23 protein-coding genes are annotated in these 22687 nt (G+C 66.4%); 1 reads left to right on the top strand and 22 read right to left on the bottom strand.

Annotated elements, in window-relative coordinates:
* Nucleotides 1-141: 141 nt before the first annotated feature.
* From metK to CH271_RS17705, 15 genes are all read right to left on the bottom strand, one after another.
* Nucleotides 142-1356 carry a methionine adenosyltransferase gene (metK, locus tag CH271_RS17775; protein ID WP_032397994.1) on the bottom strand — a complete coding sequence of 405 codons (1215 nt, stop codon included), beginning with the start codon at nt 1354-1356 and terminating at the stop codon, nt 142-144.
* A gap of 182 nt (nt 1357-1538) precedes the next feature.
* Nucleotides 1539-2789: a bifunctional phosphopantothenoylcysteine decarboxylase/phosphopantothenate--cysteine ligase CoaBC gene (gene coaBC, locus CH271_RS17770; protein ID WP_094634364.1), complete on the bottom strand. Its 1251-nt coding sequence runs from the start codon at nt 2787-2789 to the stop codon at nt 1539-1541.
* A gap of 23 nt (nt 2790-2812) precedes the next feature.
* Nucleotides 2813-3118: a DNA-directed RNA polymerase subunit omega gene (gene rpoZ, locus CH271_RS17765; protein WP_094634363.1), complete on the bottom strand. Its 306-nt coding sequence runs from the start codon at nt 3116-3118 to the stop codon at nt 2813-2815.
* A gap of 72 nt (nt 3119-3190) precedes the next feature.
* A complete protein-coding gene (gmk, locus tag CH271_RS17760) occupies nt 3191-3802 on the bottom strand; it encodes a guanylate kinase (protein WP_094634362.1) in 612 nt (203 codons plus the stop codon).
* A 5-nt stretch (nt 3803-3807) separates the two neighbouring features.
* Nucleotides 3808-4128, bottom strand: a complete 321-nt coding sequence (mihF, locus tag CH271_RS17755) for an integration host factor, actinobacterial type (protein WP_027496987.1) — start codon at nt 4126-4128, stop codon at nt 3808-3810.
* A gap of 209 nt (nt 4129-4337) precedes the next feature.
* Complete coding sequence (pyrF, locus tag CH271_RS17750) at nt 4338-5168, bottom strand: orotidine-5'-phosphate decarboxylase (protein WP_179274663.1); 831 nt, start codon at nt 5166-5168, stop codon at nt 4338-4340.
* Entirely contained in the window at nt 5165-8539 is a 3375-nt protein-coding gene (gene carB, locus CH271_RS17745) for a carbamoyl-phosphate synthase large subunit (RefSeq protein ID WP_094634361.1), read from the bottom strand. Before carB ends, pyrF begins: the two co-directional genes overlap by 4 nt.
* Nucleotides 8539-9669 carry a glutamine-hydrolyzing carbamoyl-phosphate synthase small subunit gene (gene carA, locus CH271_RS17740; RefSeq protein WP_094634360.1) on the bottom strand — a complete coding sequence of 377 codons (1131 nt, stop codon included), beginning with the start codon at nt 9667-9669 and terminating at the stop codon, nt 8539-8541. The genes carB and carA overlap by 1 nt, the downstream gene beginning before the upstream one ends.
* The gene (locus CH271_RS17735; protein ID WP_094634359.1) at nt 9666-10172 is read right to left on the bottom strand and encodes a PH-like domain-containing protein; all 507 of its coding nucleotides are present in this window, start codon (nt 10170-10172) and stop codon (nt 9666-9668) included. Before CH271_RS17735 ends, carA begins: the two co-directional genes overlap by 4 nt.
* Nucleotides 10173-10176: 4 nt before the next feature.
* The gene (locus CH271_RS17730; RefSeq protein ID WP_094634358.1) at nt 10177-11493 is read right to left on the bottom strand and encodes a dihydroorotase; all 1317 of its coding nucleotides are present in this window, start codon (nt 11491-11493) and stop codon (nt 10177-10179) included.
* Nucleotides 11490-12503 carry an aspartate carbamoyltransferase catalytic subunit gene (locus CH271_RS17725; RefSeq protein ID WP_094634357.1) on the bottom strand — a complete coding sequence of 338 codons (1014 nt, stop codon included), beginning with the start codon at nt 12501-12503 and terminating at the stop codon, nt 11490-11492. The genes CH271_RS17730 and CH271_RS17725 overlap by 4 nt, the downstream gene beginning before the upstream one ends.
* Nucleotides 12500-13087 (bottom strand): bifunctional pyr operon transcriptional regulator/uracil phosphoribosyltransferase PyrR, encoded by a 588-nt coding sequence (gene pyrR, locus CH271_RS17720; RefSeq protein ID WP_037189399.1) that lies wholly within the window; start codon nt 13085-13087, stop codon nt 12500-12502. The genes CH271_RS17725 and pyrR overlap by 4 nt, the downstream gene beginning before the upstream one ends.
* 139 nt (nt 13088-13226) lie before the next feature.
* Nucleotides 13227-13781 carry a transcription antitermination factor NusB gene (gene nusB, locus CH271_RS17715; RefSeq protein WP_037189400.1) on the bottom strand — a complete coding sequence of 185 codons (555 nt, stop codon included), beginning with the start codon at nt 13779-13781 and terminating at the stop codon, nt 13227-13229.
* Between the two features lies 1 nt (nt 13782).
* On the bottom strand, nt 13783-14346 hold the full coding sequence (gene efp / locus CH271_RS17710) for an elongation factor P (protein ID WP_027496978.1): 564 nt from the start codon (nt 14344-14346) through the stop codon (nt 13783-13785).
* A 74-nt stretch (nt 14347-14420) separates the two neighbouring features.
* Nucleotides 14421-15524, bottom strand: coding sequence for a M24 family metallopeptidase (locus tag CH271_RS17705; RefSeq protein ID WP_094634356.1), 1104 nt, complete (start codon nt 15522-15524; stop codon nt 14421-14423).
* A 106-nt stretch (nt 15525-15630) separates the two neighbouring features.
* Here CH271_RS17705 and CH271_RS17700 point away from each other — a divergent pair, with 106 nt between their 5' ends.
* Entirely contained in the window at nt 15631-16290 is a 660-nt protein-coding gene (locus CH271_RS17700) for a B-4DMT family transporter (RefSeq protein WP_094634355.1), read from the top strand.
* A 90-nt stretch (nt 16291-16380) separates the two neighbouring features.
* On the opposite strand, the gene aroB is transcribed toward CH271_RS17700, so the two are convergent.
* The 7 genes from aroB to ruvX all read right to left on the bottom strand — a co-directional run bounded on the left by aroB (nt 16381) and on the right by ruvX (nt 22685).
* Nucleotides 16381-17493 carry a 3-dehydroquinate synthase gene (gene aroB, locus CH271_RS17695; protein WP_094634354.1) on the bottom strand — a complete coding sequence of 371 codons (1113 nt, stop codon included), beginning with the start codon at nt 17491-17493 and terminating at the stop codon, nt 16381-16383.
* 14 nt (nt 17494-17507) lie between these two features.
* Nucleotides 17508-18059 carry a shikimate kinase gene (locus CH271_RS17690; protein WP_094634353.1) on the bottom strand — a complete coding sequence of 184 codons (552 nt, stop codon included), beginning with the start codon at nt 18057-18059 and terminating at the stop codon, nt 17508-17510.
* Nucleotides 18056-19243 (bottom strand): chorismate synthase, encoded by a 1188-nt coding sequence (gene aroC / locus CH271_RS17685; protein WP_094634352.1) that lies wholly within the window; start codon nt 19241-19243, stop codon nt 18056-18058. The genes CH271_RS17690 and aroC overlap by 4 nt, the downstream gene beginning before the upstream one ends.
* A 12-nt stretch (nt 19244-19255) precedes the next feature.
* A complete protein-coding gene (locus CH271_RS17680) occupies nt 19256-19828 on the bottom strand; it encodes a prepilin peptidase (RefSeq protein WP_252342146.1) in 573 nt (190 codons plus the stop codon).
* A 103-nt stretch (nt 19829-19931) separates the two neighbouring features.
* Nucleotides 19932-20744 (bottom strand): shikimate dehydrogenase, encoded by an 813-nt coding sequence (locus CH271_RS17675; protein ID WP_094634351.1) that lies wholly within the window; start codon nt 20742-20744, stop codon nt 19932-19934.
* 1 nt (nt 20745) lies between these two features.
* Nucleotides 20746-22158 carry an endolytic transglycosylase MltG gene (locus CH271_RS17670; protein ID WP_094634350.1) on the bottom strand — a complete coding sequence of 471 codons (1413 nt, stop codon included), beginning with the start codon at nt 22156-22158 and terminating at the stop codon, nt 20746-20748.
* Nucleotides 22155-22685, bottom strand: a complete 531-nt coding sequence (ruvX, locus tag CH271_RS17665; protein WP_094634349.1) for a Holliday junction resolvase RuvX — start codon at nt 22683-22685, stop codon at nt 22155-22157. Before ruvX ends, CH271_RS17670 begins: the two co-directional genes overlap by 4 nt.
* Nucleotides 22686-22687 lie beyond the last annotated feature (2 nt).

Raw genomic sequence — 22687 nt, 5'->3', positions numbered from 1 at the left:
AATGCGCGCGATCGGAAGATCCGACGCCGCCACCCGCGCTACGCCTGCCACCGCACCTCCTCCTCGATTCTCACCCCACACTCGATGTCGGAGCACCGAGCCGGTGCGAGCAGGGTACGTGCAGAACGGTCGAAGCCGAACTCAGAGTCCGGCGGCCTCGCGAAGCTTGCCGGCGCGATCGGTGGACTCCCACGGCAGATCGATGTCGGTGCGGCCGAAGTGACCGTACGCCGCAGTGGGCGCGTAGATCGGTCGGAGCAGATCCAGATCACGAATGATGGCACCGGGACGTAGATCGAACACCTCGCTGATCGCCGCCTGGATACGCGCGGGATCGGTCTTCTCGGTGCCGAACGTCTCGACGAACAACCCGACCGGTGCAGCCTTGCCGATGGCGTACGCCACCTGGACCTCGATGCGATCCGCCAGCCCGGCGGCAACAGCATTCTTCGCAACCCAGCGCATCGCGTAGGCAGCACTGCGGTCGACCTTGGACGGGTCCTTGCCGGAGAACGCGCCACCGCCGTGCCGTGCCATGCCGCCGTAGGTGTCGACGATGATCTTGCGACCGGTCAGCCCGGCGTCACCCATCGGCCCACCGAGCACGAACTTTCCGGTGGGATTGACCAACAGACGCACATCCGACGTGTCCAGCGTCGGCACGTCCAACTCGGCGAGCACCGACCCGAGCACCTTCTCCCGAATATCGGGAGTGAGCAGGTTGTCGAGATCGATGTCGGCCGCGTGCTGAGTCGAGATCACCACGGTGTCGAGGCGAACGGCGTTGTCACCGTCGTATTCGATCGTCACCTGCGTCTTGCCGTCGGGACGCAGGTAGGGCAGCACCCCACTCTTGCGGACCTCGGTCAGCCGCCGAGAAAGCCGGTGCGCCAACGCGATCGGCAACGGCATCAGCTCGGGAGTGTCGGTGTTGGCGTAGCCGAACATCAGCCCCTGATCCCCCGCGCCCTGACGGTCGATCTCGTCGTCGGACAGTCCTTCGACTCGGGCCTCGTGCGAATGATCGACGCCCTGAGCGATCTCGGGAGACTGCGCGCCGATCGCAACGTTGACACCGCAGGAATTTCCGTCGAACCCCTTGGCCGACGAGTCGTACCCGATCTCGAGCACCTTCTCGCGCACGATCTTGGGGATGTCGGCATACGCGGTGGTGTTGACCTCACCCGCGACATGCACCTGACCGGTGGTGACCAGAGTCTCCACGGCCACCCGGGCACGCGGATCCTCCGTCAACAGTGCATCGAGAATCGAATCGCTGATGGCGTCGCAGATCTTGTCGGGATGACCCTCTGTGACGGACTCGCTGGTGAAAAGCCGACTACCGGACTTGCTCACGGACTTCCTCTCGACGCATGTTCCTGCCCGACCCGACGCCTCGCGCCGGTCGGGCACTCCACGAAAATTTGACGTTCCCTCGGTGTTATCGCCCCTGCCGGAGCCAGGCAAACCTCTACGGCACTACACGTGGTGCTCAGCACGGTAGCCGGTGCGACATCGCTCGTGCACCCTCGGCATCATCACGGAATCGAACTCGGTCGAGGACTCCGCGCGCCGAGCATCTGCGCTACCGAATCCAGTACGCGGCTCGCGAGCAGTGCTTTGGAGCCCTCGCCGAGTGCAGCCTCGGAACCGTCGGACCCCAGCAACCAGCCGTCGTTGTGGTCTACCTCGAATGCCTTGCCGTCACCGACCGCGTTGACCACGAGCAGGTCACAGCCCTTGCGTTCGAGCTTGGCCCGCGCATAGGTCAGCACGTCTCCGTCCGCGTCCCCGGTCTCGGCGGCGAATCCGACGATGACCGTCGACGATTCGAGTTCACCGTCGCGGCGAGCGGAAACGAGGCCGGCGAGTATGTCGTCGTTGCGAACCAGCGGGATCGACGACGGCTCGTTGGAACCCTTCTTGATCTTGCTTCCTGCGATGGACTCCGGGCGGAAGTCGGCGACCGCGGCCGCCATCACCACTGCGTCGACACCGACGGCAAGTTTGCGAACGACGTCCTGCATGTCCGACGCCGTCTTGACGTGCACCACGTCCACCGCAGCCGGCGCGTCGAGGTCGCTGGTGTACCCGGCGACCAGCGTCACCTGGGCTCCGCGTTGCGCAGCCACTCGCGCCAGGGCGTATCCCTGCTTTCCGGAGCTTCGATTGCCCAGAAAGCGGACCGGGTCGAGAGGCTCACGAGTGCCGCCGGCAGACACCAGAACATGGCGTCCTTCGAGGTCCCGAGGGAGGGCATCCGCTCGCTCGGTCACCAGCATCGAGAGCGCGAAGATCTCGTCCGGCTCCGGCAGCCGACCCGACCCGGTGTCTCGGCCGGTCAGACGACCCGATGCAGGTTCGATCACGTGCGTACCGCGCGAGCGCAGGGTCGCGACGTTCGCGACCGTGGCGGGGTGCTCCCACATCTCCGTGTGCATCGCGGGAGCGAGCACCACCGGACAGCGCGCGGTGAGCAGGGTGGCCGTGAGAAGGTCGTCGGCACGTCCCCCGGCGATGCGGGCCATGAGGTCCGCGGTGGCGGGGGCGACGACGACGAGGTCCGCCTCCTGACCCAGGCGCACGTGCGGGACTTCCGGCACGTCCGCGAAGACCCCGGTCTGCACCGGTTGCCCGGACAGCGCCTCGAACGTCGCGCGCCCGACGAACTCCAGAGCGGACGCGGTCGGAATCACCCGTACCTGATGCCCGCTCTCGGTGAAACTGCGGATGAGCGAACAACTCTTGTAGGCGGCGATACCTCCGCCGACTCCGACGACAACGTGCAAGTCAGATGTCCTCTGTGAGGTTCTTATTCGCCTTCGGTGTGCTCGAGGAGGTCTGCGCGGATCTCGCGGAGAGCGATCGACAGCGGCTTCTCCTGCAGACCCGGCTCGACCAGCGGTCCCACGTACTCGAGGATGCCGTCACCGAGCTGGTTGTAGTAGTCGTTGATCTGACGCGCACGCTTGGCTGCGTAGATCACGAGGGCGTACTTGGACGAGGTGCGGGCGAGCAGCTCGTCGATGGGCGGATTGGTGATGCCGAGCGGCGTGTCGTAGGCCGGCAGAGCGCTGCGTCCGTCGAAGTCGGAAACGGCCGCTGAAATGCTGCTCACTGATGATCTCCTGAAATTGCATCGTTGGTGCTACGAACTAGCTGGTCGGGGCCTCGTGCGCCGTGAAAATGGTCAGCTGTTGCCGACCGACGACCTACCGACCAACAAGGATACCAACTGTTCGCACGAATGGTCGACATCGGTATTGACAACCACCGTGTCGAACTCGTTCTGTGCGGCCAATTCCACCCGTGCGGTCTCGAGCCTCCGCTCGGTGGCCGCGCTCTCCTCGGTCGCGCGTCCGACCAAGCGAGAGACCAGATCGTCCCACGTCGGTGGTGCCATGAACACCAGCAGAGCCTCGGGCTTGGACACCCGCACGGCACGGGCACCGGCAAGATCGAGCTCGAGCAACACCGGGCTGCCCGCCTCGAGCGCGGCCTCCACGGGTGCAGCCGGAGTCCCCGACCGCTGCAGGCCACCGTGAATGCTCGCCCACTCGAGCAGCTCGTCGTCGGCGATCATCCGATCGAACTCGCCGGCCGACACGAAGTGGTAATCCTGACCGTCCACCTCGCCCGGCCGCGGCGATCGCGTCGTGACCGACACGCTGAACACCAGCTCGGGCAGCGCCGCGCGCACGAGCCGAACGACACTGGACTTGCCGACGCCGGAGGGTCCGGACAGCACCACCAACCGGCCGCGCTTCGTCTCCGGGGCCGAGGTCGCCGCAGCGTCACTCACCGCCGTCAGGCCTCGAAATCGAACTTCGTCAACAGCGCCTTGCGCTGCCGATCGCCGAGACCGCGCAGTCGACGGGTGGGCGCGATCTCCAATTCCGTCATCAACTCCGCGGCCTTGACCTTGCCCACCTTCGGCAGGGCCTCGAGCAACGCGGAGACCTTCATCTTTCCGAGAATCTCGTCCGTCTCGGCATCTTTGAGCACCTGCTTGAGATCGGTGCCGCCGCGCTTGAGGCGCTCCTTGAGCTCGGCGCGCGCTTTCCGTGCGATCGCTGCCTTCTCGAGGGCAGCGGCACGCTGCTCGGGGGTCAACTGGGGAAGGGCCACTGTCGGTTCCTCCGTCTTCTCGTTCTGGGCGGTACGACGCACACGATCGTTGTCGGCACGTCGACCATCGGTGTTCCACTGCCACGGACCGCGGTCGTCGGCGCTCCGCACCGGAGATCCGCACTGTTCGTCGGCAGCGCTAGCGACCGTACCGACGACTCGCGTTCACCGCTAACTCACCCCCGCGTGCCGGAGCGCAGCAGCGTCGACTATGCGAGACCGGCTTCGATCTCGTCGCGTAACCGCATCGCCGCGTCGCGCAATGCCGTCACCGACGGTCCTGCGGCCAGGACACCCCGAGAGGAGTTGGGCAGCAACAGCTCACGCGAATCACGGAAGATCTCCGCGAGATCGGCCACCGTCGCTCCCTGCGCTCCCAGACCCGGCGCGAGTATGGGTCCGGTGTAGTTCGACAGGTCGAGACCATGATCACGAGTGGCACCCACGACCAGGCCAAGCGTGTCGGCATCGACGCGATTACGCGTCGCCGCCGCGTCGACGATCGACTGAGCCACCGACCCGCCGTTCGACGTCGCCGCCTGCTGCAGAGCAGCGCCTTCCGCATTGGAGGTTCGAGCCAGCACGAACAGACCTCGCTGGTGTCGCACTGCACGATCGACCGTCTCCCCCAGTGAATCCACACCCAGGTACGGCGACACCGTGACAGCATCCGAGGACAACGGAGAGTGGGGCTCGAGCCAGGCCTGTCCGTATGCATCCATCGTCGTGCCGATATCGCCGCGCTTCGCATCGGCGATCACCAGGGTGCCCGCGTCGCGCAACACACTGACGGTGCGTTCGAGCACCGCGTACCCGGCAGATCCGTACGCCTCGAAGAACGCCACCTGAGGCTTGACGATCGCCACCTCACCGACGAATGCCTCGACGCACAGTTCGGCGAACACCTCGAGACCGTCCGCCGAGCGTGGCAACTCCCACGCCTCGAGCAGCGACGGATGCGGATCGATTCCGACACACAGGCGACCGCGCGCCGCGACCGCGGCGCGCAACCGATCCGACCAACTGCGATGATGGCTCACTCCACTCCCCCATTCCCGGGTCGTTCCGCAGGCTCCACTCCCAGCCCCTGCTTCAATCCCGCATGCAGATCCTGCAACGAGCGGACGCCGATTCCGCCGGCGATTCCGGCTTCGATGCCCTGCACCGCCGCGGACGCGCCCTGCACCGTGGTGATGCACGGAATGTTCTGCGCCACTGCGGCGCTCCGGATCTCGTACCCGTCGACGCGGGGGCCGGAGTTGCCGTACGGGGTGTTGATCACCATGGCGATGTCACCGGCGAGTATCCGGTCGACGATGGTCCGCTCCCCCTCCGGCACATCCTCACCGGACTGCTTGTAGACCTGCTCACATTTGATTCCGTTGCGCCGCAACACATCTGCGGTACCTTCGGTTGCCAGGATCGTGAAGCCCAGATCCGCGAGTCGCTTCACCGGAAAGATCAGTGATCGCTTGTCCTTGTTGGCCACCGATACGAACACCGCTCCGCCCGCGGGCAACGAGCCGTACGCGGCGGTCTGGCTCTTGGCGAATGCGGTACCGAAATCGAAGTCGATTCCCATCACCTCGCCGGTGGACTTCATCTCGGGGCTGAGCAGGGTGTCCACTCCGGTTCCGTCCGCACGACGGAACCGGTTGAACGGCAACACCGCTTCCTTGACTGCGATCGGGGCACCGGCCGGGACGGTGCCACCGTCCCCGGTCTCGGGCAGGATGCCTGCGGTCCGCAGCTCGGCGATGGTCTCCCCGAGCATCACTCGGGCGCATGCCTTCGCCAGCTGCACGGCAGTCGCCTTGGAGACGAACGGAACGGTGCGGCTCGCACGCGGGTTGGCCTCGAGGACGTACAGGATGTCGTCCTTGAGTGCGTACTGAACGTTGAGCAGGCCGCGCACGCCGATGCCCTTCGCCAGAGCCTCGGTGGACCGTCGGACGTTCTCGATGTCGGTCTTGCCGAGGGTGATCGGAGGCAACGCGCACGCCGAGTCGCCGGAGTGGATACCGGCCTCCTCGATGTGTTCCATGATGCCGCCGATGTAGACCTCGGTGCCGTCGCACAGTGCGTCGACGTCGATTTCGACTGCATCTTCGAGGAACCGGTCGACCAGAACCGGACGGTCGTCCGAGATCTCCGTCGCGTTGGAGATGTACGTGGCGAGCGATGCCTCGTCGTACACGATCTCCATGCCGCGGCCGCCGAGAACGTAGGACGGGCGGACCAGTACCGGGTAGCCGATGCCCGACGCGATCTCACGGGCCCCGTCGAACGTGGTCGCCGTGCCGTACTTGGCAGCGGGCAGCCCTGCCGCGTCGAGGACCTTGCCGAACTCGCCCCGGTCCTCGGCGAGATCGATGGCCTCGGGCGATGTTCCCACGATAGGGACGCCTGCGGCCTTCAGTCGCTTCGCCAGGCCGAGCGGCGTCTGGCCGCCCAGCTGCACGATGACCCCGCGCACCGTTCCCGAGGCGGCCTCGGCCCGGTACACCTCGAGAACGTCCTCGAAGGTCAGCGGCTCGAAGTACAGGCGGTCGGCGGTGTCGTAGTCGGTGGAGACGGTCTCGGGGTTGCAGTTGACCATGACCGTCTCGTAGCCGGCCTCGGACAGCGTCAGCGCTGCGTGCACACAGCTGTAGTCGAATTCGATGCCCTGACCGATGCGGTTGGGACCCGATCCGAGGATCAGGACCTTGGGCCGGTCCGGCTGCGGGGCAACCTCGGTCTCGGCGTCGGGGTCGAGTTCGTAGGTGCCGTAGTGGTACGGCGTCTTGGCCTCGAACTCGGCGGCGCAGGTGTCGACCGTCTTGTAGACCGGGTGCACGCCGAGCTCGTCGCGCAGCGCACGCACTCCGTCCTCGCCGTCGAGTTCGGGGCGCAGAGCGGCGATCTGACGGTCGGACAGCCCGTGGTACTTCGCCTGCCGCAGCAGCGCCTCGTCGAATTCGGCCGCCTCGCGAACCTGGACGCCGAGTTCGTGGATCTGCTGGAACTGGTCGAGGAACCACGGGTCGATCTTGGTCGCCTCGAAGAGCTGCTCGAGGGTGGCGCCCATCGCGAACGCCTTCTCGATTCCGTACATCCGGCCGTCCTGAGGAACGGACAGGTCCGCCAGCAGAGCGTCGAGGCTCTCCGCCTCGACGTCGGGGCCGGTCCAGTACCCCGCGCGCTTGGTTTCGAGCGAGCGCATCACCTTGCCGAATGCCTCGGTGAAGTTGCGGCCGATCGACATCGCCTCACCGACGGACTTCATCGTCGTGGTCAGCGTGCCGTCGGCACCGGGGAACTTCTCGAACGCGAATCTGGGTGCCTTGACGACCACGTAGTCCAAGGTCGGCTCGAAGCACGCCGGGGTCTCGCGGGTGATGTCGTTGACGATCTCGTCGAGGGTGTAGCCGATGGCCAGCTTGGCGGCCATCTTCGCGATCGGGTAACCGGTGGCCTTCGACGCCAGCGCCGACGAGCGCGACACGCGGGGGTTCATCTCGATGACGACGAGGCGCCCGTCCGCCGGATCCATCGCGAACTGGATGTTGCAGCCGCCGGTGTCGACGCCCACCTCGCGCAGGATGTCGATGGAGAGATCGCGCATCTTCTGGTACTCGCGGTCGGTCAGCGTCATCGCAGGCGCGACGGTCACCGAGTCGCCGGTGTGCACGCCGACGGGATCCACGTTCTCGATGGAACACACGATGACCACGTTGTCGCGGCCGTCGCGCATCAGCTCGAGCTCGTATTCCTTCCAGCCGAGGATGGACTCCTCGATGAGGACGTTCGCCGTGGGCGAGGCCGCGAGCCCGCCGCCGGCGATCCGGGTCAGGTCCTCGTCGTTGTAGGCCAGTCCCGATCCGAGACCGCCCATCGTGAACGACGGACGCACGACGACCGGGAAGCCGAGCTCGGCGACGGTTTCGCGCACCTCGTCCATCGTGTAGCAGACGGCCGACTTGGCGGATTCGCCACCGACCTTGGCGACGATGTCCTTGAACTTCTGTCGATCCTCGCCGCGCTGGATGGCGTCGAAGTCGGCCCCGATCAGCTCGACGCCGTGCTTGGTGAGAATGCCCTGATCATGCAGTGCGACAGCGGCATTGAGCGCAGTCTGTCCACCCAGGGTGGCGAGCACAGCTTGGATGGGGTGACCCTGCTCGGCCTCGCGGGCGAAGATCTTCTCGATGAACTCCGCGGTGATCGGCTCGACGTAGGTGGCGTCGGCGAACTCGGGGTCGGTCATGATCGTCGCGGGGTTGGAGTTGACGAGGCTGACGCGGAGTCCTTCTTCGCGCAGCACTCGGCAGGCCTGGGTGCCGGAGTAGTCGAACTCGCAGGCCTGGCCGATGACGATCGGGCCCGATCCGATGACCAGGACGTGGTTCAGGTCTGTGCGGCGTGGCATTACTTCTTCTCCTGAAGGACGCTGGTGAAACGGTCGAAGAGGTAGGCGGCGTCGTGCGGACCCGCCGCGGCCTCGGGGTGGTACTGCACCGAGAAGGCGCTGCCGCCGATCAGTTCGACGCCCTCGACGGTGCCGTCGTTGGCGCAGGTGTGGCTGATCCGGGCGCGGCCGAAGTCGGTGTCGAACTCCTCGCCCGCTTCACCTTCGAGTGCGAATCCGTGGTTCTGCGCGGTGATCGCGATACGGCCGGTGGTGTGCTCGATGACCGGGATGTTCATACCGCGGTGGCCGAACTTCATCTTGTAGGTGCCACGGCCCAGTGCCCGCCCGAAGATCTGGTTGCCGAAGCAGATACCGAACAGCGGCAGCTCACGTTCGAGTACCTGCCTGGTCAACGCGACACTGGTGTCGGCCGTGGCCGGGTCGCCCGGTCCGTTGGACAGGAAGACGCCGTCGGGGTTCAGTTCCAGAACCTGCTCGATGGTGGTGTTCGACGGCACCACGTGCACGCGGATACCGCGCTCGGCGAACATCCGCGGAGTGTTGGTCTTGATACCGAGATCGACTGCGACGACGGTGAATCGAGCGTCACCGGACGGCTCGATGGTGTAGCCCGCTCCGGTGGTCACTTCACCGGCGAGGTCGGCACCGAGCATCGACGGCTGGCCGACCACCTGCTCGAGCATCTCGTCCGAGGTGCCGAGCGCGTCACCCGAGAACACTCCCGCACGCATGGAGCCGCGGGTGCGCAGGTGCCGTACCAGGGCGCGGGTGTCGATTCCGGCGATGCCCACGACGTTCTGGGCCTCGAGCTGATCCTGCAGCGTTCCGGTCGAGCGCCAGCTCGAGGTGCGGCGAGCCGGATCGCGGACGACGTATCCGGCCACCCAGATCTTGTTGGGATCCTGGGCGCTCGCGGCTTCACTGTCCTCTTGGTTCCAGCCGGTGTTGCCGATCTGCGGCGCGGTCGCGACGACGATCTGTCGGTGGTAGCTCGGGTCGGTGAGTGTCTCCTGGTACCCGGTCATTCCGGTGCAGAACACGGCCTCGCCGAGGGTGCGCCCCTGTGCGCCGAATGTGGTGCCGCGGAATGTCCGGCCGTCCTCCAGAACAAGAACTGCGCTGCTCACGCGGTTTCCTCCTTGGTTTCTCCGGTGGAACTCGCTGTCCACACCGGGTAGATCTGCTTGTCGTCGGCCCTGAAGCCGGTGTCTATCTCGGTCCCCGTCGGCAACTCCCAGCGAATGACCAGGAGCCCGTCCTTGGTCATGACCTTGCCTGCCAACCCGCGTTCGGTGCGGATCGCGCGAATCGATTCGGCCGGAATCCAGATGGGAGATTCGCCGTCTCGGTCGAGCAGAATGCCCTTCTCGTGTCGCGACAGCTCACCGGTGGCGCGGTGGCCGATGTCGCCGACGGCGATGCGGTCCTGCCAGCTCGGCGCGATGGTGCTGCCGACGTACAGGCCTGTGCTGGGCTCGATGTGGGTGGCACCGAGATCCTGGGGCACGGCCGGGAAGTCGCCGATTCGCTCTTCCTGCCGCTTCTGGCGTCCGCGCCAACCCCAGAAGATCAGCGCGATCATCAGCGCCCAGAACAGGATGAATCCGATGACGATGAGAACTCTGTCCACGGCTCTACTCCCCTGCCCTGTTCGCCACGACTCCGCCGCGAACGGTGATTCGTCCGCGCAATACGGTCGTGGTCACCTTCGAGGAGAAGGTCATGTCCTCGAACGGCGTGTTGTGCGCGACGCTGGCCAGCTTCTTGCCCGAGACGGTCCAGCTCGCATTCGGGTCCACCAGCGTGAGATTGGCGATCTCGCCGACTTCGATGGGCCGCCCCTGATCGGCCAATCCGACGATCCGAGCGGGCCGCTCGCTCATCACCCGCGCCACGCCGCGCCAATCGAGCAGTCCCGGGGTCACCATCGTGTCGACGACGATGGACAGTGCGGTTTCGAGCCCGAGCATGCCGGGACGGGCGATCGAGAACTCACAGCACTTGTCCTGTTCGGCATGCGGAGCGTGATCGGTTGCCACACAATCGATCACACCGTCGGCCAAGCCCTTGCGCAGGGCCTCGACATCGGACTTCTCACGCAGCGGCGGGTTCACCTTGTTGATCGCGTCGTACGTCTCGAGCCGCGAATCGTCCAGCAGCAGGTGGTGCGGAGTGACCTCGGCGGTGATCGAAATGCCCTGTCCGCGTGCCCACTTCATCAACTCGACGGTTCCCGCGGTGGACGCATGGCAGATGTGCACTCGCGCACCGGCGTCCCGGGCCAGCAGCGCGTCCCGTGCGACGATCGATTCCTCTGCCGCGCGCGGCCAACCGGCCAGTCCGAGCCGCGCCGCAGTGGGCCCCTCGTGTGCGACGGCACCGACGGTGAGCCTGGGCTCCTCGGCGTGCTGAGCGACGAGCACACCGAGTGAACTCGCGTACTCCAGCGCTCGACGCATGATCAGTGGATCGTCGACACAGTGACCGTCGTCCGAGAACATCTTCACCCGGCCGATTCCCGCTGCCATCGTGGCCATCTCGGCGAGCTGCTTGCCCTTCAAACCGACGGTGATCGCACCCACCGGGTGGACATCGACGAGGCCGACTTCCTGTCCCCGACGCCAGACGTGATCGGTGACCACCACCGAGTCGGCAACCGGATCGGTGTTCGCCATCGCGAACACGGCGGTGTAGCCGCCCAGAGCCGCTGCTGCCGAACCGGATTCGATCGTTTCGGTGTCCTCGCGGCCGGGCTCGCGCAGGTGCGTGTGCATGTCGACGAATCCGGGCAGCAGAATCTGGCCGCGGGCTTCGATCACCTCGGCACCGTCGCCGTCGAGGTCCGAACCGATTTCGACGATTTCTTCGCCGGTGATCAGCACGTCGGTTTCGGGTCCCTCGCCGTACAGCAGCACGCCGCGGAGCAGGACGGAGGTCGCAGGTGCGTTCACGATGCACCCCCGTCCGAACCGACCAGCAATCGGAACAGCACCGCCATCCGCACGTGAACTCCATTCGTAACCTGTTGCAGAACTGCAGTTTTCGGAGAATCGGCCACCGAGGACGCGATCTCCATACCGCGAAGCATCGGACCCGGGTGCAGTACGACGGCATGCTCGGGCAGCAGGTCGAGCCGGCGCTGCGAGAGCCCGTACGTGATCGAGTACTCACGAGCGGAGGGGAAGAACCCGCCGTTCATTCGCTCGGCCTGCACTCTGAGCATCAACACCGCGTCCAGACCGGGCAGTTCGGCGTCGATGTCGTGCGAGACCCGCACCGGCCAGCCGGTCACTCCGACGGGAAGCAGGGTCGGTGGTGCGATCAGCACCACCTCGGCACCGAGCTTGGCCAGCAGGATCGCGTTCGAGCGCGCCACCCGGCTGTGCAGAATGTCGCCGACGATCGCGACTCGTCTGCCGGCGATGTCTCCGAGTCGTTGGCGAACCGTCAGGGCGTCGAGCAGCGCCTGGGTGGGATGTTCGTGGGTACCGTCACCGGCATTGATCACCGCGGGGCCACCACCAGGAGTGGAGCCTGCGGAACGACCGTCGAGGCCAGGAGTGGAGCCTGTGGAACGACCGTCGAGGCCGGCTCCTTGATCGGCGGTCCACTGGGCGATCTGGTGAGCGGCACCGGACGCCGGGTGCCTGACGATGAGCGCATCCGCACCGGCGGCGCGCAGCGTCATCGCGGTGTCGCGCAGGGACTCCCCCTTCGACACCGACGAGCTGCTGGCGCTGACGTTGATGACGTCGGCGCTCATCCACTTGCCTGCCACCTCGAACGAGACGCGGGTACGCGTCGAGTTCTCGAAGAACACCGTCATGATGGTGCGTCCGCGCAGTGTCGGGAGTTTCTTGACTTCGCGGCCGAGAAGCGCCTGCTCGAATCGTTCGGCTTCGTCGAGAAGCTCGGTGGCCGATTCGGCCGTCAGGTCGGCGACCGAGAGCAAATGCTTCATCGAGCGGATCCTCCCTCGGACAGGCTGACCCCGTCGCGGCCGTCGTGTTCGGAGAGCAGCACCGAGACGTCCTCGGTGCGGGCTGTGGGGACGTTCTTGCCGACGTAGTCCGCACGAAGCGGGAGCTCGCGGTGGCCGCGGTCGATCAGGACTGCGAGCTGCACGGCGCGAGGGCGGCCGAGGTCACGAAGAGCGTCGAGCGCGGATCGGACGGTTCGTCCGGAGAACAACACGTCGTCGACCAGTACGACGAGTGCGTCGTCGACACCGCCTGCGGGCACCGACGTGCGTTCGAGCGGACGGTGCGGCTTGTTTCGCAGGTCGTCGCGGTAGAGGGTGATGTCGAGGGACCCGAGCGGAGGACGCACGCCCGAAAATGCCTCGATACGTTCGACGAGTCGTTCCGCCAACGTGGTTCCGCGAGTGGGAATGCCGAGTAGCACCACGCGCGGCGAGTCCGCGGCATCGAGGGCTGTCTTCTCGATGATCTGATGGGCCATGCGGGAGATGGTGCGTCCCACATCGGCCGAGGACAGCAATTCGCGAACGGCGGGGTTCGCGGGCGAGCTTTCGGGCGCAGGCAAACTACGACCTCCTTCTCCGCCTCTCTGGACGGATCGTTAAAGGATGTCTGACAAGAACTGCGTAGAGCCTAGCAACGCTCTGCGAACCATGACCAGCAGGCTCGCAGAGCGTTCGGTCACACGGGCGTCGAACGTCCGATCACTGCTCGGCGTCGACCGACGCTGCACCGGACGCGTCGGACTGCGTACGGCTGGAGACCGCCGCGGCCGCGGCACGTACCTGCGGCGCGACCAGAACGATCTGACCCAGCACGCCGTTGACGAAGCCGGGCGAGTCGTCGGTGGACAGCTGTTTGGCCAGCTCGACGGCCTCGTCGACAGCGACGACCGGTGGCACATCGGTGGCGTGGAACAACTCCCACACCGCAACGCGGAGGATGGCCCGGTCGACTGCAGGCAGACGGGTGAGCGTCCAGTCCTTGAGGTGATCGGCGATCACGCCGTCGAGTCGATCGAGATTCTCGGCGACGCCCTCGACCAAGGTCGACGTGTAATCACTGACGGGAGCAATCGTGTCGTCGCCGCGTGCGAGTTCGATGCGCTCGGTGGTCAGGTCGACCGGGTCGACGTTGCGCGCCTCCGCCTCGAACAGAAAGTCCACCGCACGCTTGCGGGCCTTGTGGCGCGCACCGAGCTTCTTCGCACCGGGAGCACCGTTCTGCGAGGCGGAGGATGTCGACTTCTTCGATGACACGTTAGGAGTTCACACGCCCGAGGTAGTTTCCGTCACGCGAATCGACCTTGAGCTTGTCGCCGGTGTTGATGAACAGCGGCACCGAGATCTCGGCTCCGGTCTCGAGGGTCGCCGGCTTGGTGCCGCCGGTGGAGCGATCGCCCTGCAGGCCGGGATCGGTGTGCTTGACCTCGAGCTCGACGGTGACGGGAAGCTCGACGTACAGCGGAACACCCTCGTGCATGGCGACCTGAACGCGCAGGTTCTCGAGCAGGAAGCGCGCGCCGTCACCGACGGTGGCCTCACCGATCGAGAGCTGGTCGTAGGTGTCGGCGTCCATGAACACGTAGTCGCTACCGTCGTGGTAGAGGTACGTCATGTCGCGGCGGTCGACCGTTGCGGTCTCGACCTTCACACCGGCGTTGAACGTCTTGTCGACGACCTTGCCCGAGAGCACGTTCTTGAGCTTGGTCCGCACGAATGCGGGCCCCTTGCCGGGCTTGACGTGCTGGAATTCGATGATCGACCACAGCTGGTTCTCCAGGTTGAGAACCAGTCCGTTCTTGAAATCGCTGGTGGAAGCCACTTGCTTCGCGTCTCCTCAATCGTTTGTGCGCGTGACGCGCCGTCGGTCACGTGCGGGATTCGCTCCCGCCCGCGCTAGACGGACGTGAGTTCCTTGCTTGTCAGGGTGAGCAGTTCCGAACCCCCGTCGCGAACGACGAGTGTGTCCTCGATCCGAACGCCGCCGCGACCGGAGAAGTAGACACCCGGCTCGACGGTGACCGCTGCACCGCTCAGCAGTGTACCGGTGCTCGTCTTCGCGATTCCCGGCGCTTCGTGGATTTCCAGGCCGACGCCATGGCCGAGCCCGTGCAGGAAGTACTCCCCGTACCCTGCGTCCTCGATCACCGAGCGCGACGCCGCGTCGACCGAAGCGGTATTCACCCCTGGTGCCAGCGCCTCTCGCCCGGCCGTCTGGGACCGCTGAACCAACTCGTACAGGTCGCGCTGCCACTGCGCGGGCGTCCCGATGACGAAGGTCCGAGTCATGTCCGAGTGGTAGCCGCCGACGAGTGCGCCGAAGTCGAGCTTGACGAAGTCGCCGTCGGCGAGCACCGCATCGGTCGGCCGGTGATGCGGAACCGCCGAGTTGGCTCCGGCAGCGACGATGGTCTCGAACGAGATCGCATCGGCACCGTGGTCGAGCATCGACGACTCCAGCTCGCGGGCGACCTCCCGCTCGGTCCGGCCGGCACGGATACCGCCTCCACCGATCAATCGAGCCAGAGCGTCATCGGCGGCGCGGCAGGCGTCTCGGAGCAACCCCACCTCGAACTCGTCCTTGACCATGCGCAACGACTCCACGACACCCGGTGCACGTACCAACTCCGCAGCTCCGTCGAGCTCGGACCACGCGCGATGAGCGTCGACGGTCACCACATGGCTCTCGAAACCCACTCGACCGCCGCGGCCGGACGAACCCGAACGAAGCAGATGCACCGCGGACGCCCGGTCGATCTCGGCCCGCAGATCCGGAACCTGCTCGGCCACCTGAGTGACGTACCGGCCGTCGGTGCAGATGACCGTCCGATCCTCGTCACCGGGCGAGTCGGCCACCGAGACCAGCAATGCCGCGTTCGAGCCGGTGAAGCCCGTCAGGTATCGGACGTTGAGAAGATCGGTGATCAACATCGAATCGAGTCCGTCGGCGGCCAACAGTTCTCGTAGGGCACCACGACGGGCACCGAAATCGGCAGGCATGCCGTCGACATTACCGTTCGTTTCACAGGCCCCATTTCAGTCGACCGGGTCATCGAACGTGTGGGCCGCGACACATGAACTTCGACGTGCGGATATGCTGTGCCGCATGACTGGGTGGGCAGTGCGTGGCATAAGTATGGGATTGGTCAACGTCGTGGTTCGACTGCTGCTGGGGGCAGCTGTGTCGATGTGGCCGCTGAGCGGATCGGCACTGCGCTGGGTGGCATACGCCCTCGTGCTGCTCATCATCATCGTGTGGGCCGGCATCGACGGAATCCGCGACCGACGTAAGCATCCCGACCCCGAAGACGGCGAGGACCTGACCATGGTCTGGCTCAAAGCCGCTGTGGTCGGTGGACTGCTCGGCGGTCTCCTGAGCTGGATCGTCGACTTCTTCGTCGACTTCAGCCTGGGCCAGAACGGATTGGTCTTCGAGCTCACCTCCGGAGCCGCGTTCACGATTCTCACCATCTTCATCGCCGCCAGCGTCGCGGTGTTCGTGGGACGACAGATCGTGAACCGCGAGGCCAAGAAGAAGTTGGCCACATCGGACGCCGAACGCGCGCACGACCGCCAACTGGTCAATGCCGGCCAGGAGAATGGGTCGGGTCGGGCACAGGCGACGCAGGCCGAGCCCACGCATTCGGAACCTCAGTGGGCTCCCGAGCACGGCGAAGCCGACACCGAGGTGTTCTCGGCGGTGGACGCGGACGGCAAGCCGCGGCTGGACAAGCGCGGCAGGCACGGCAGCGCCGACGGTTCCTGAACTCCCCCACATCGACCTACGGGCGGTGATCGACGCTGTATGCGTCGATCACCGCCCGTTGTCGTCGGGCCCCGAGTGGGGCCGACGGCGTCACAACAGAATGGCCGACCCACCTGTGGCCGGGGTCTCGCGGCCGACCGCGGAGAATGCAGCGACGAGCAGTGCCGGATCCGGACCCTCGAGCCGTCCGGGCTTGGCCAGACCGTCCAGAACGACGAATCGCAGCAGCCCGGCCCGGTTCTTCTTGTCCGTCTGCATGCCCTTGAGCAGATCCGAGAACGCATGCTCGTCGTAGGTGACCGGCAAGCCGACCGATTCGAGAATCGAACGGTGGCGGTCGGCAGTGGCGTCGTCCAGGCGACCGGCCAGGCGTCCCAGCTCGGCCGCGAACACCAGACCGACCGACACCGCGGCACCGTGACGCCAGCGGTACTGCTCCCGCCGCTCGATGGCGTGCGCGAGCGTGTGTCCGTAGTTCAGGATCTCGCGCAGGTTCGACTCACGCAGATCGGCCGCAACGACCTTCGCCTTGACCTCGACCGAGCGCCGGATCAACTCCGGCAGAACGTCACCGGTCGGATCGAGCGCCGCGGCAGGATCGGCCTCGATGATGTCCAGAATTTTCGGATCGGCGATGAACCCGGTCTTGATCACCTCGGCCAGGCCCGAGACGATCTCGTTCTTCGGGACGGTCTCGAGCGTGGCCAGATCGATCAACACGGCGGCGGGTTCGTGGAAGGAACCGACGAGGTTCTTGCCTGCATCGGTGTTGATGCCGGTCTTGCCGCCCACGGCCGCGTCGACCATGGCCAGCAGCGTCGTCGGGACGTGGACGATACGAACTCCGCGCATCCAGGTCGCTGCGACGAATCCGGCCAGGTCCGTTGCCGCTCCGCCGCCCAGACTGACGATGGCGTCGCTGCGAGTGAGACCGATTCGGCCGAGAACTTCCCAGCAGAACCCGGCCACTGCCAGATCCTTACCGTCCTCGGCATCCGGGATCTCGATGCGGTGAGCGTCGATTCCCTTGTCCGCCAACGCAGCTCGCACTGCCTCCGCGGTCTCCGCCAGCGGAGGCTGGTGGAAGATCGCCACGGTGGCCGTTCCGGCGAGCTCGTCGACGAGGTCCGTCAACAGACCTCGGCCGATGATCACCGGGTACGGGTTGGCAGTCTCGACCTGGACGCGTACTGGCTCTGTCATCGAATCACCTTCATCTACTGGGGGTTTCTCTCGTTCGCATTGCGCCCGGGAACAGGGGCGATGGCCGTCAGCTTCGCCACCAACTGGCCCACGACCCGAGCGGGACTGCGACTGTCGGTGCGCACTCGCACCGTGGCCACCGATCGATAGAGAGGTCGCCGATGCCGCATCAGTTCCTGGTACTTCGCACGCGGATCAGGACCGGCGAGCAACGGCCGAACCGTGTTCGCACCGGTACGCCGAAGCCCTTCGGCCACGCTGATCTCCAGGTACACCACGGTGTGCCTGGACAGCAGGGCGCGGGTCGCGGGCGACAGCACAGCACCACCACCGAGGGAGACGATCCCGTCGTGCGAGGCCAGAGCACCGGCGACTATCCGCTCCTCGATCTGCCGAAAGGCCGGTTCGCCGTCGTGCGAGAAGATATCGGCGATCGTACGACCGGTGTCTCGCTCGATGGCCACATCGGTGTCGAACAGGTCCAGGTCGAGAGCCTGTGCGAGCCGTCGACCGATCGTCGACTTCCCTGCTCCCGGCGGTCCGACGAGGACCGCGTACGGGGTCATCGTGGAGGTCGGGCGGCGGTGCCCTTCACGTAGTGGTCGACGTTGCTCGTCGTCTCCGCCAGCGAGTCCCCACCGAACTTCTCCAACGCTGCCTGCGCGACCACGAGGGCGACCATCGTCTCGGCCACGACACCGGCGGCCGGGACAGCGCAGACGTCCGAGCGCTGATGAATGGCCACTGCCTCGTCTCCGGTCGTCATGTCGACCGTTGCCAACGCGCGCGGGACCGTGGAGATGGGCTTCATCGCCGCCCGCACTCGCAGTGCCTCACCGTTGGTCATACCGCCCTCGATGCCGCCTGCTCGGTTGGTCGAGCGCAACACACCGTCCGGGCCGGGCTTGATCTCGTCGTGGGCGACGCTTCCGCGTCGACGCGCGGTCTCGAAGCCGTCCCCGATCTCGACCCCCTTGATGGCCTGAATACCCATCAAGGCTGCTGCCAGCCTGGCGTCGAGCTTGCGTTCTCCGGAGACGAACGATCCGAGGCCGACGGGGAGGCCGTGCACGACGACCTCGACGACGCCGCCGAGGGTGTCGCCGTCCTTCTTCGCTGCTTCGATCTCGGCGATCATCGATTCTTCGGCGGCCTTGTCGAAGGCACGCACCGGGGAGGCGTCGATCGCATCGAGGTCGGCACCTGCGGGCGGCGGTCCGACGTACGGGTCGGACGCCCCGATCGAGATCACATGGGACACGACCTCGACTCCGAATGCCTGCTTCAGGAACAGACGGGCGACGGTGCCGATGGCGACCCGAGCCGCGGTTTCACGTGCGCTGGCACGTTCGAGTACCGGACGAGCGTCGTCGAAGCCGTACTTGAGCATTCCGGAGAAGTCGGCGTGGCCGGGCCGGGGCCGCGTCAACGGGGAGTTGCGGGCGAGATCCGCGAGCACGGCGTCGTCGACGGGGTCGGCCGACATCACCTGCTCCCACTTGGGCCACTCGGTGTTGCCGACCTCGATCGCGACCGGACCACCCATGGTGCGCCCGTGGCGGACACCGCCGGTGAGGGTCACTTTGTCGGCCTCGAACTTCATGCGGGCACCACGGCCGTAGCCGAGGCGACGACGAGCGAGTTGAGAGGCAATGTCGTCCGAGGTCACCTCTACTCCCGCGACCATTCCTTCGAGAATGGCGACGAGAGCGGGTCCGTGGGATTCTCCGGCAGTTATCCAGCGCAGCACTCGAACATCTTTTCACGCCAGGGACGCCGCGGATGCCAGCAGGGTGGCCGCGCACATGGACGGGCCGTGCGGGATGCGGGCTCGCCCGTGCCCGAACGCCGCGGCGATCGTCCCCACCACGGCAGTTGCCACCGGTGCCGACAGCGCGGCGATCGCCCATCCTCCCCCGCCGCCGACGCACGCGATCGATCCGACCGACCAGGCGAGTTTGACGTCGCCCGCGCCGAACGCCGCGGGCGCGAGAAGGTGAACGACCAGGTAGATCGCGAACAGCAGAGCGCCGCCCAGCAGCGCCTTCGCGGAACCGGTGAGCACGAGCGCGACCGTCACGAGAATCGCCCCGGGGACGGTCAGGGCGTTCGGCAACCGGCGTCGCTGCAGGTCGACCGCGCTGAGTGCGGCGAACCACCAGGTCGTCGCGCACAACGGAACCGCGTACTCGGTACCGCCGAACCGCCACCAGACCCATCCGGTGCCGATCGCAGACAGCAGCGGCAGGAGCCGAGGATTCCATCGGATCAGGCACCGGCGCATCGTCAGCCCGACAACGGCACCGACCACGACCGCACCACACACAATCGTCACGATCGAAGGGTTGCACCGAGGCGGCGACCGGTTGCGGCGAAAGCCCAGGTGGGACATTGCCCTGTGCACAACTCGGTGTCTGTGGACTACCGCCGGCTCGAACTCACAACACGGTGAACAGCGCGTCCCGCATGATCGCTCGCGGCGCCGGCCTGCCGGTGAACTGTTCCACCTGCCCGTACGCCTGATTGAGCAGCATCGACAATCCGCTGATGACGGTTCCACCGGCAGCGTCCACGGCAGTTGCCAGGGGCGTCGGCCACGGATCGTAGATGGCGTCGAGGACCAGGGGCGCATGGGCGAGATCCGACGCGATATCCGCCGCTCCGGCCGCGGGGACGGTGCTGACCAGCACAGCGGACTCCGCTGCGACGGTGGCAAGACGTGGGTCGGTCATCTCTGCGAACTCTGCGCGCATCCCTGCGGCGACGGCGCAGTCCAGTGTGTCCCGGGCGCGGTCGGCCGACCGCGCGACGACGGTGACCGCAGTCGCGCCGAGTCCGGCCAGCGCGACGATCGCCGGCCTCGACGTTCCTCCTGCGCCGACCACCGTCACGGTGCGACCGGACAGGTCCTCGACTCCGGCGTCGCGCAGAGCACCCACGATTCCGTCGACGTCCGTGCAGTCGGCGCGCCAACCCGTCGCGGTGCGCACCAGGGTGTTCGCCGAGCCGGCCAGCACTGCCCGGGCGGTCCGCTCGGTCGCGTACGCCAGAGCCGCAACCTTGCCCGGCATGGTGACCGACACGCCGACCCATTCCGGACCGAAACCGTCGAGCAGGCCGGGCAACTGCTCGCCGGTGCAGTCGATGCGCTCGTAGGTCCAGTCGGCGAGGCCGAGCGCGCGGTACGCAGCACAGTGCAGCACCGGCGACTTCGAGTGTTCGACAGGGCTACCCAGAACGGCGGCGCGCACGTCAGCGGCCGCTGTCGAGGAAGCCGCCCTCGACCTTGGTGATGTTCGCCAGGTGTTCCTCGTAGCTGCGGGTGAACAGGGTTTCGCCCGCCTGGTTGATGGTCACGAAGTACAGCCAGTCACCGTCGGCAGGCATCTCGACCGCCTGCACCGCCCCGATACTCGGCGAGGAGATCGGGGTTGCCGGCAGCCCCTCGCTGGCATAGGTGTTCCACGGGGTGACGCGGGCGCGGTCGGCGTCGGTGGTGGCCACCTCGGTCGTATCGAGCGAGTAGTTGACCGTCGAATCGAACTCGAGCTTCTGCGGCACGGCGAGGCGATTGAGGATCACCCGGGCCACCTTGCTGAAGTCCTGCGGCAGCGACTCACGCTCGACGAGCGACGCGGCGACGAGAGTGTCGTACGGAGTCAGCCCGGAGTTGGTGCCCGCGGTGAGGATCCCGGTGTCCTCGTAGCGGGTCGCACTCTCGGACACCAACTGCTTCAGAATGTCGGTCGGAGTCGCGCTGGGGTCGAAGTCCCAGGTTCCCGCGGCGATCAGGCCTTCGAGCTGCCGATCGCGGTCCGGGACTCCCTCGACGCGATCGGTGGCCCAGTCGGGAACGCCCAGAGCAGCCGGGTCGTCCACAGCGCCGGCCACGTTGAGGTCGTCATAGCTCACGCACGTGGGGGTTCCACTACCGGTTCGGTCCACACAGCTGGCCTCGGAGATCAGGGTGTAGATGCCCTTCTTCACGGCACCGGTGTTCACGTCGCGCGCGTCGTGCAGCTGGCGGCCCTCCGAGATCACCATGTTGCCCACTCGGGATGCGGGGTCGACGAGTTGACCCACGGCCTGCGAGGCAGGCACGTTGCTGGTGAGCAGATAGAAGCCGGGTTGAACCGAGGTGATGGCGTTGTTCAGGAGCGCTGCTTCGAGGAACGCCCCCGAGCTGGCCACCACACCCTTGTCCGCTGCCTGGGTACCGATCTGTTGCGCGGTGTCGTTGGGATGAACCTGAATCACCACACCGTCACCCGGCGAGCCTGCGGTGAAGTCGGCGTTCGGTGTCGTGCGATTGCCGAATTTGTTCACCGCGAAATACCCTCCGCCCGCCACTGCCACGATCAGAACGAGCCCGAGCACCAGAGCCACCAGCCGGCCGCGACGCTTGCGGCTGGACGCAGCTCGGTCCTTGCGGGTCGCGGCGCGGCTGCGACCGACCTCCTGTGGCACCGCTGCGCGCTCGGACTCGTGACCGGGCTCCCGGTCTGCGTTGCGAGAGGCCCGAGGGTGCGGCTCCTGACGCTGCGGATGGCCCTGCATGCTGCGGTGGAACTCACTGCCCTCGTCCACGCGATAGCCGATCGGGTCGGTGTGCGCCTCGTCCGAGCGCGCATCTCGCCGGTCCCGATCGGACCCTTCGTAGTTCACTCGTCGACCTCCGTCGATCCTGAATTGTTCGCTGCACGTTCCGATACGGCACGGCGCTCGTCGAGCCAGCCCTGCAGTATCGCCACCGCCGCAGCCTGATCGATCACCGATCGTTGGTTCTTGGCTCGCACTCCACTGTCCCGTAGCGCGCGCGAAGCACTCACGGTAGTCAGTCGCTCGTCGGCCATCCGAATCGGCACATCACCCAACCGCCGGTGCAGGGAACGGCCGAATCTCTCGGCTGCGTCGACCGCACTGCCGCGCTCTCCGCGCAGCGTCCGAGGTAGTCCGATCACGATCTCGACGGCTTCGTATTCGGCGACGATCTCCGCCACACGCACCACGTCCGGCGCCTCGGGACCCTTGATCTTCGATCGCGGCACGGTTTCGACCGGCGTGGCGAGTACACCGTCGGGATCGCTCGAGGCGATGCCGATGCGGACACTACCGACGTCGATGCCGATACGACGGCCGCGGCCGGGATCGTCGACGCCCGGCCGATCGGGGCCGCGCCCCTGAGCTACCACGA

This window comes from Rhodococcus sp. 05-340-2, from assembly GCF_002258915.1.
GTDB lineage: Bacteria > Actinomycetota > Actinomycetes > Mycobacteriales > Mycobacteriaceae > Rhodococcoides.
The sequence above is the reverse complement of the archived record's forward strand: the minus strand, read 5'-3'. Positions and strand labels throughout refer to the sequence as shown.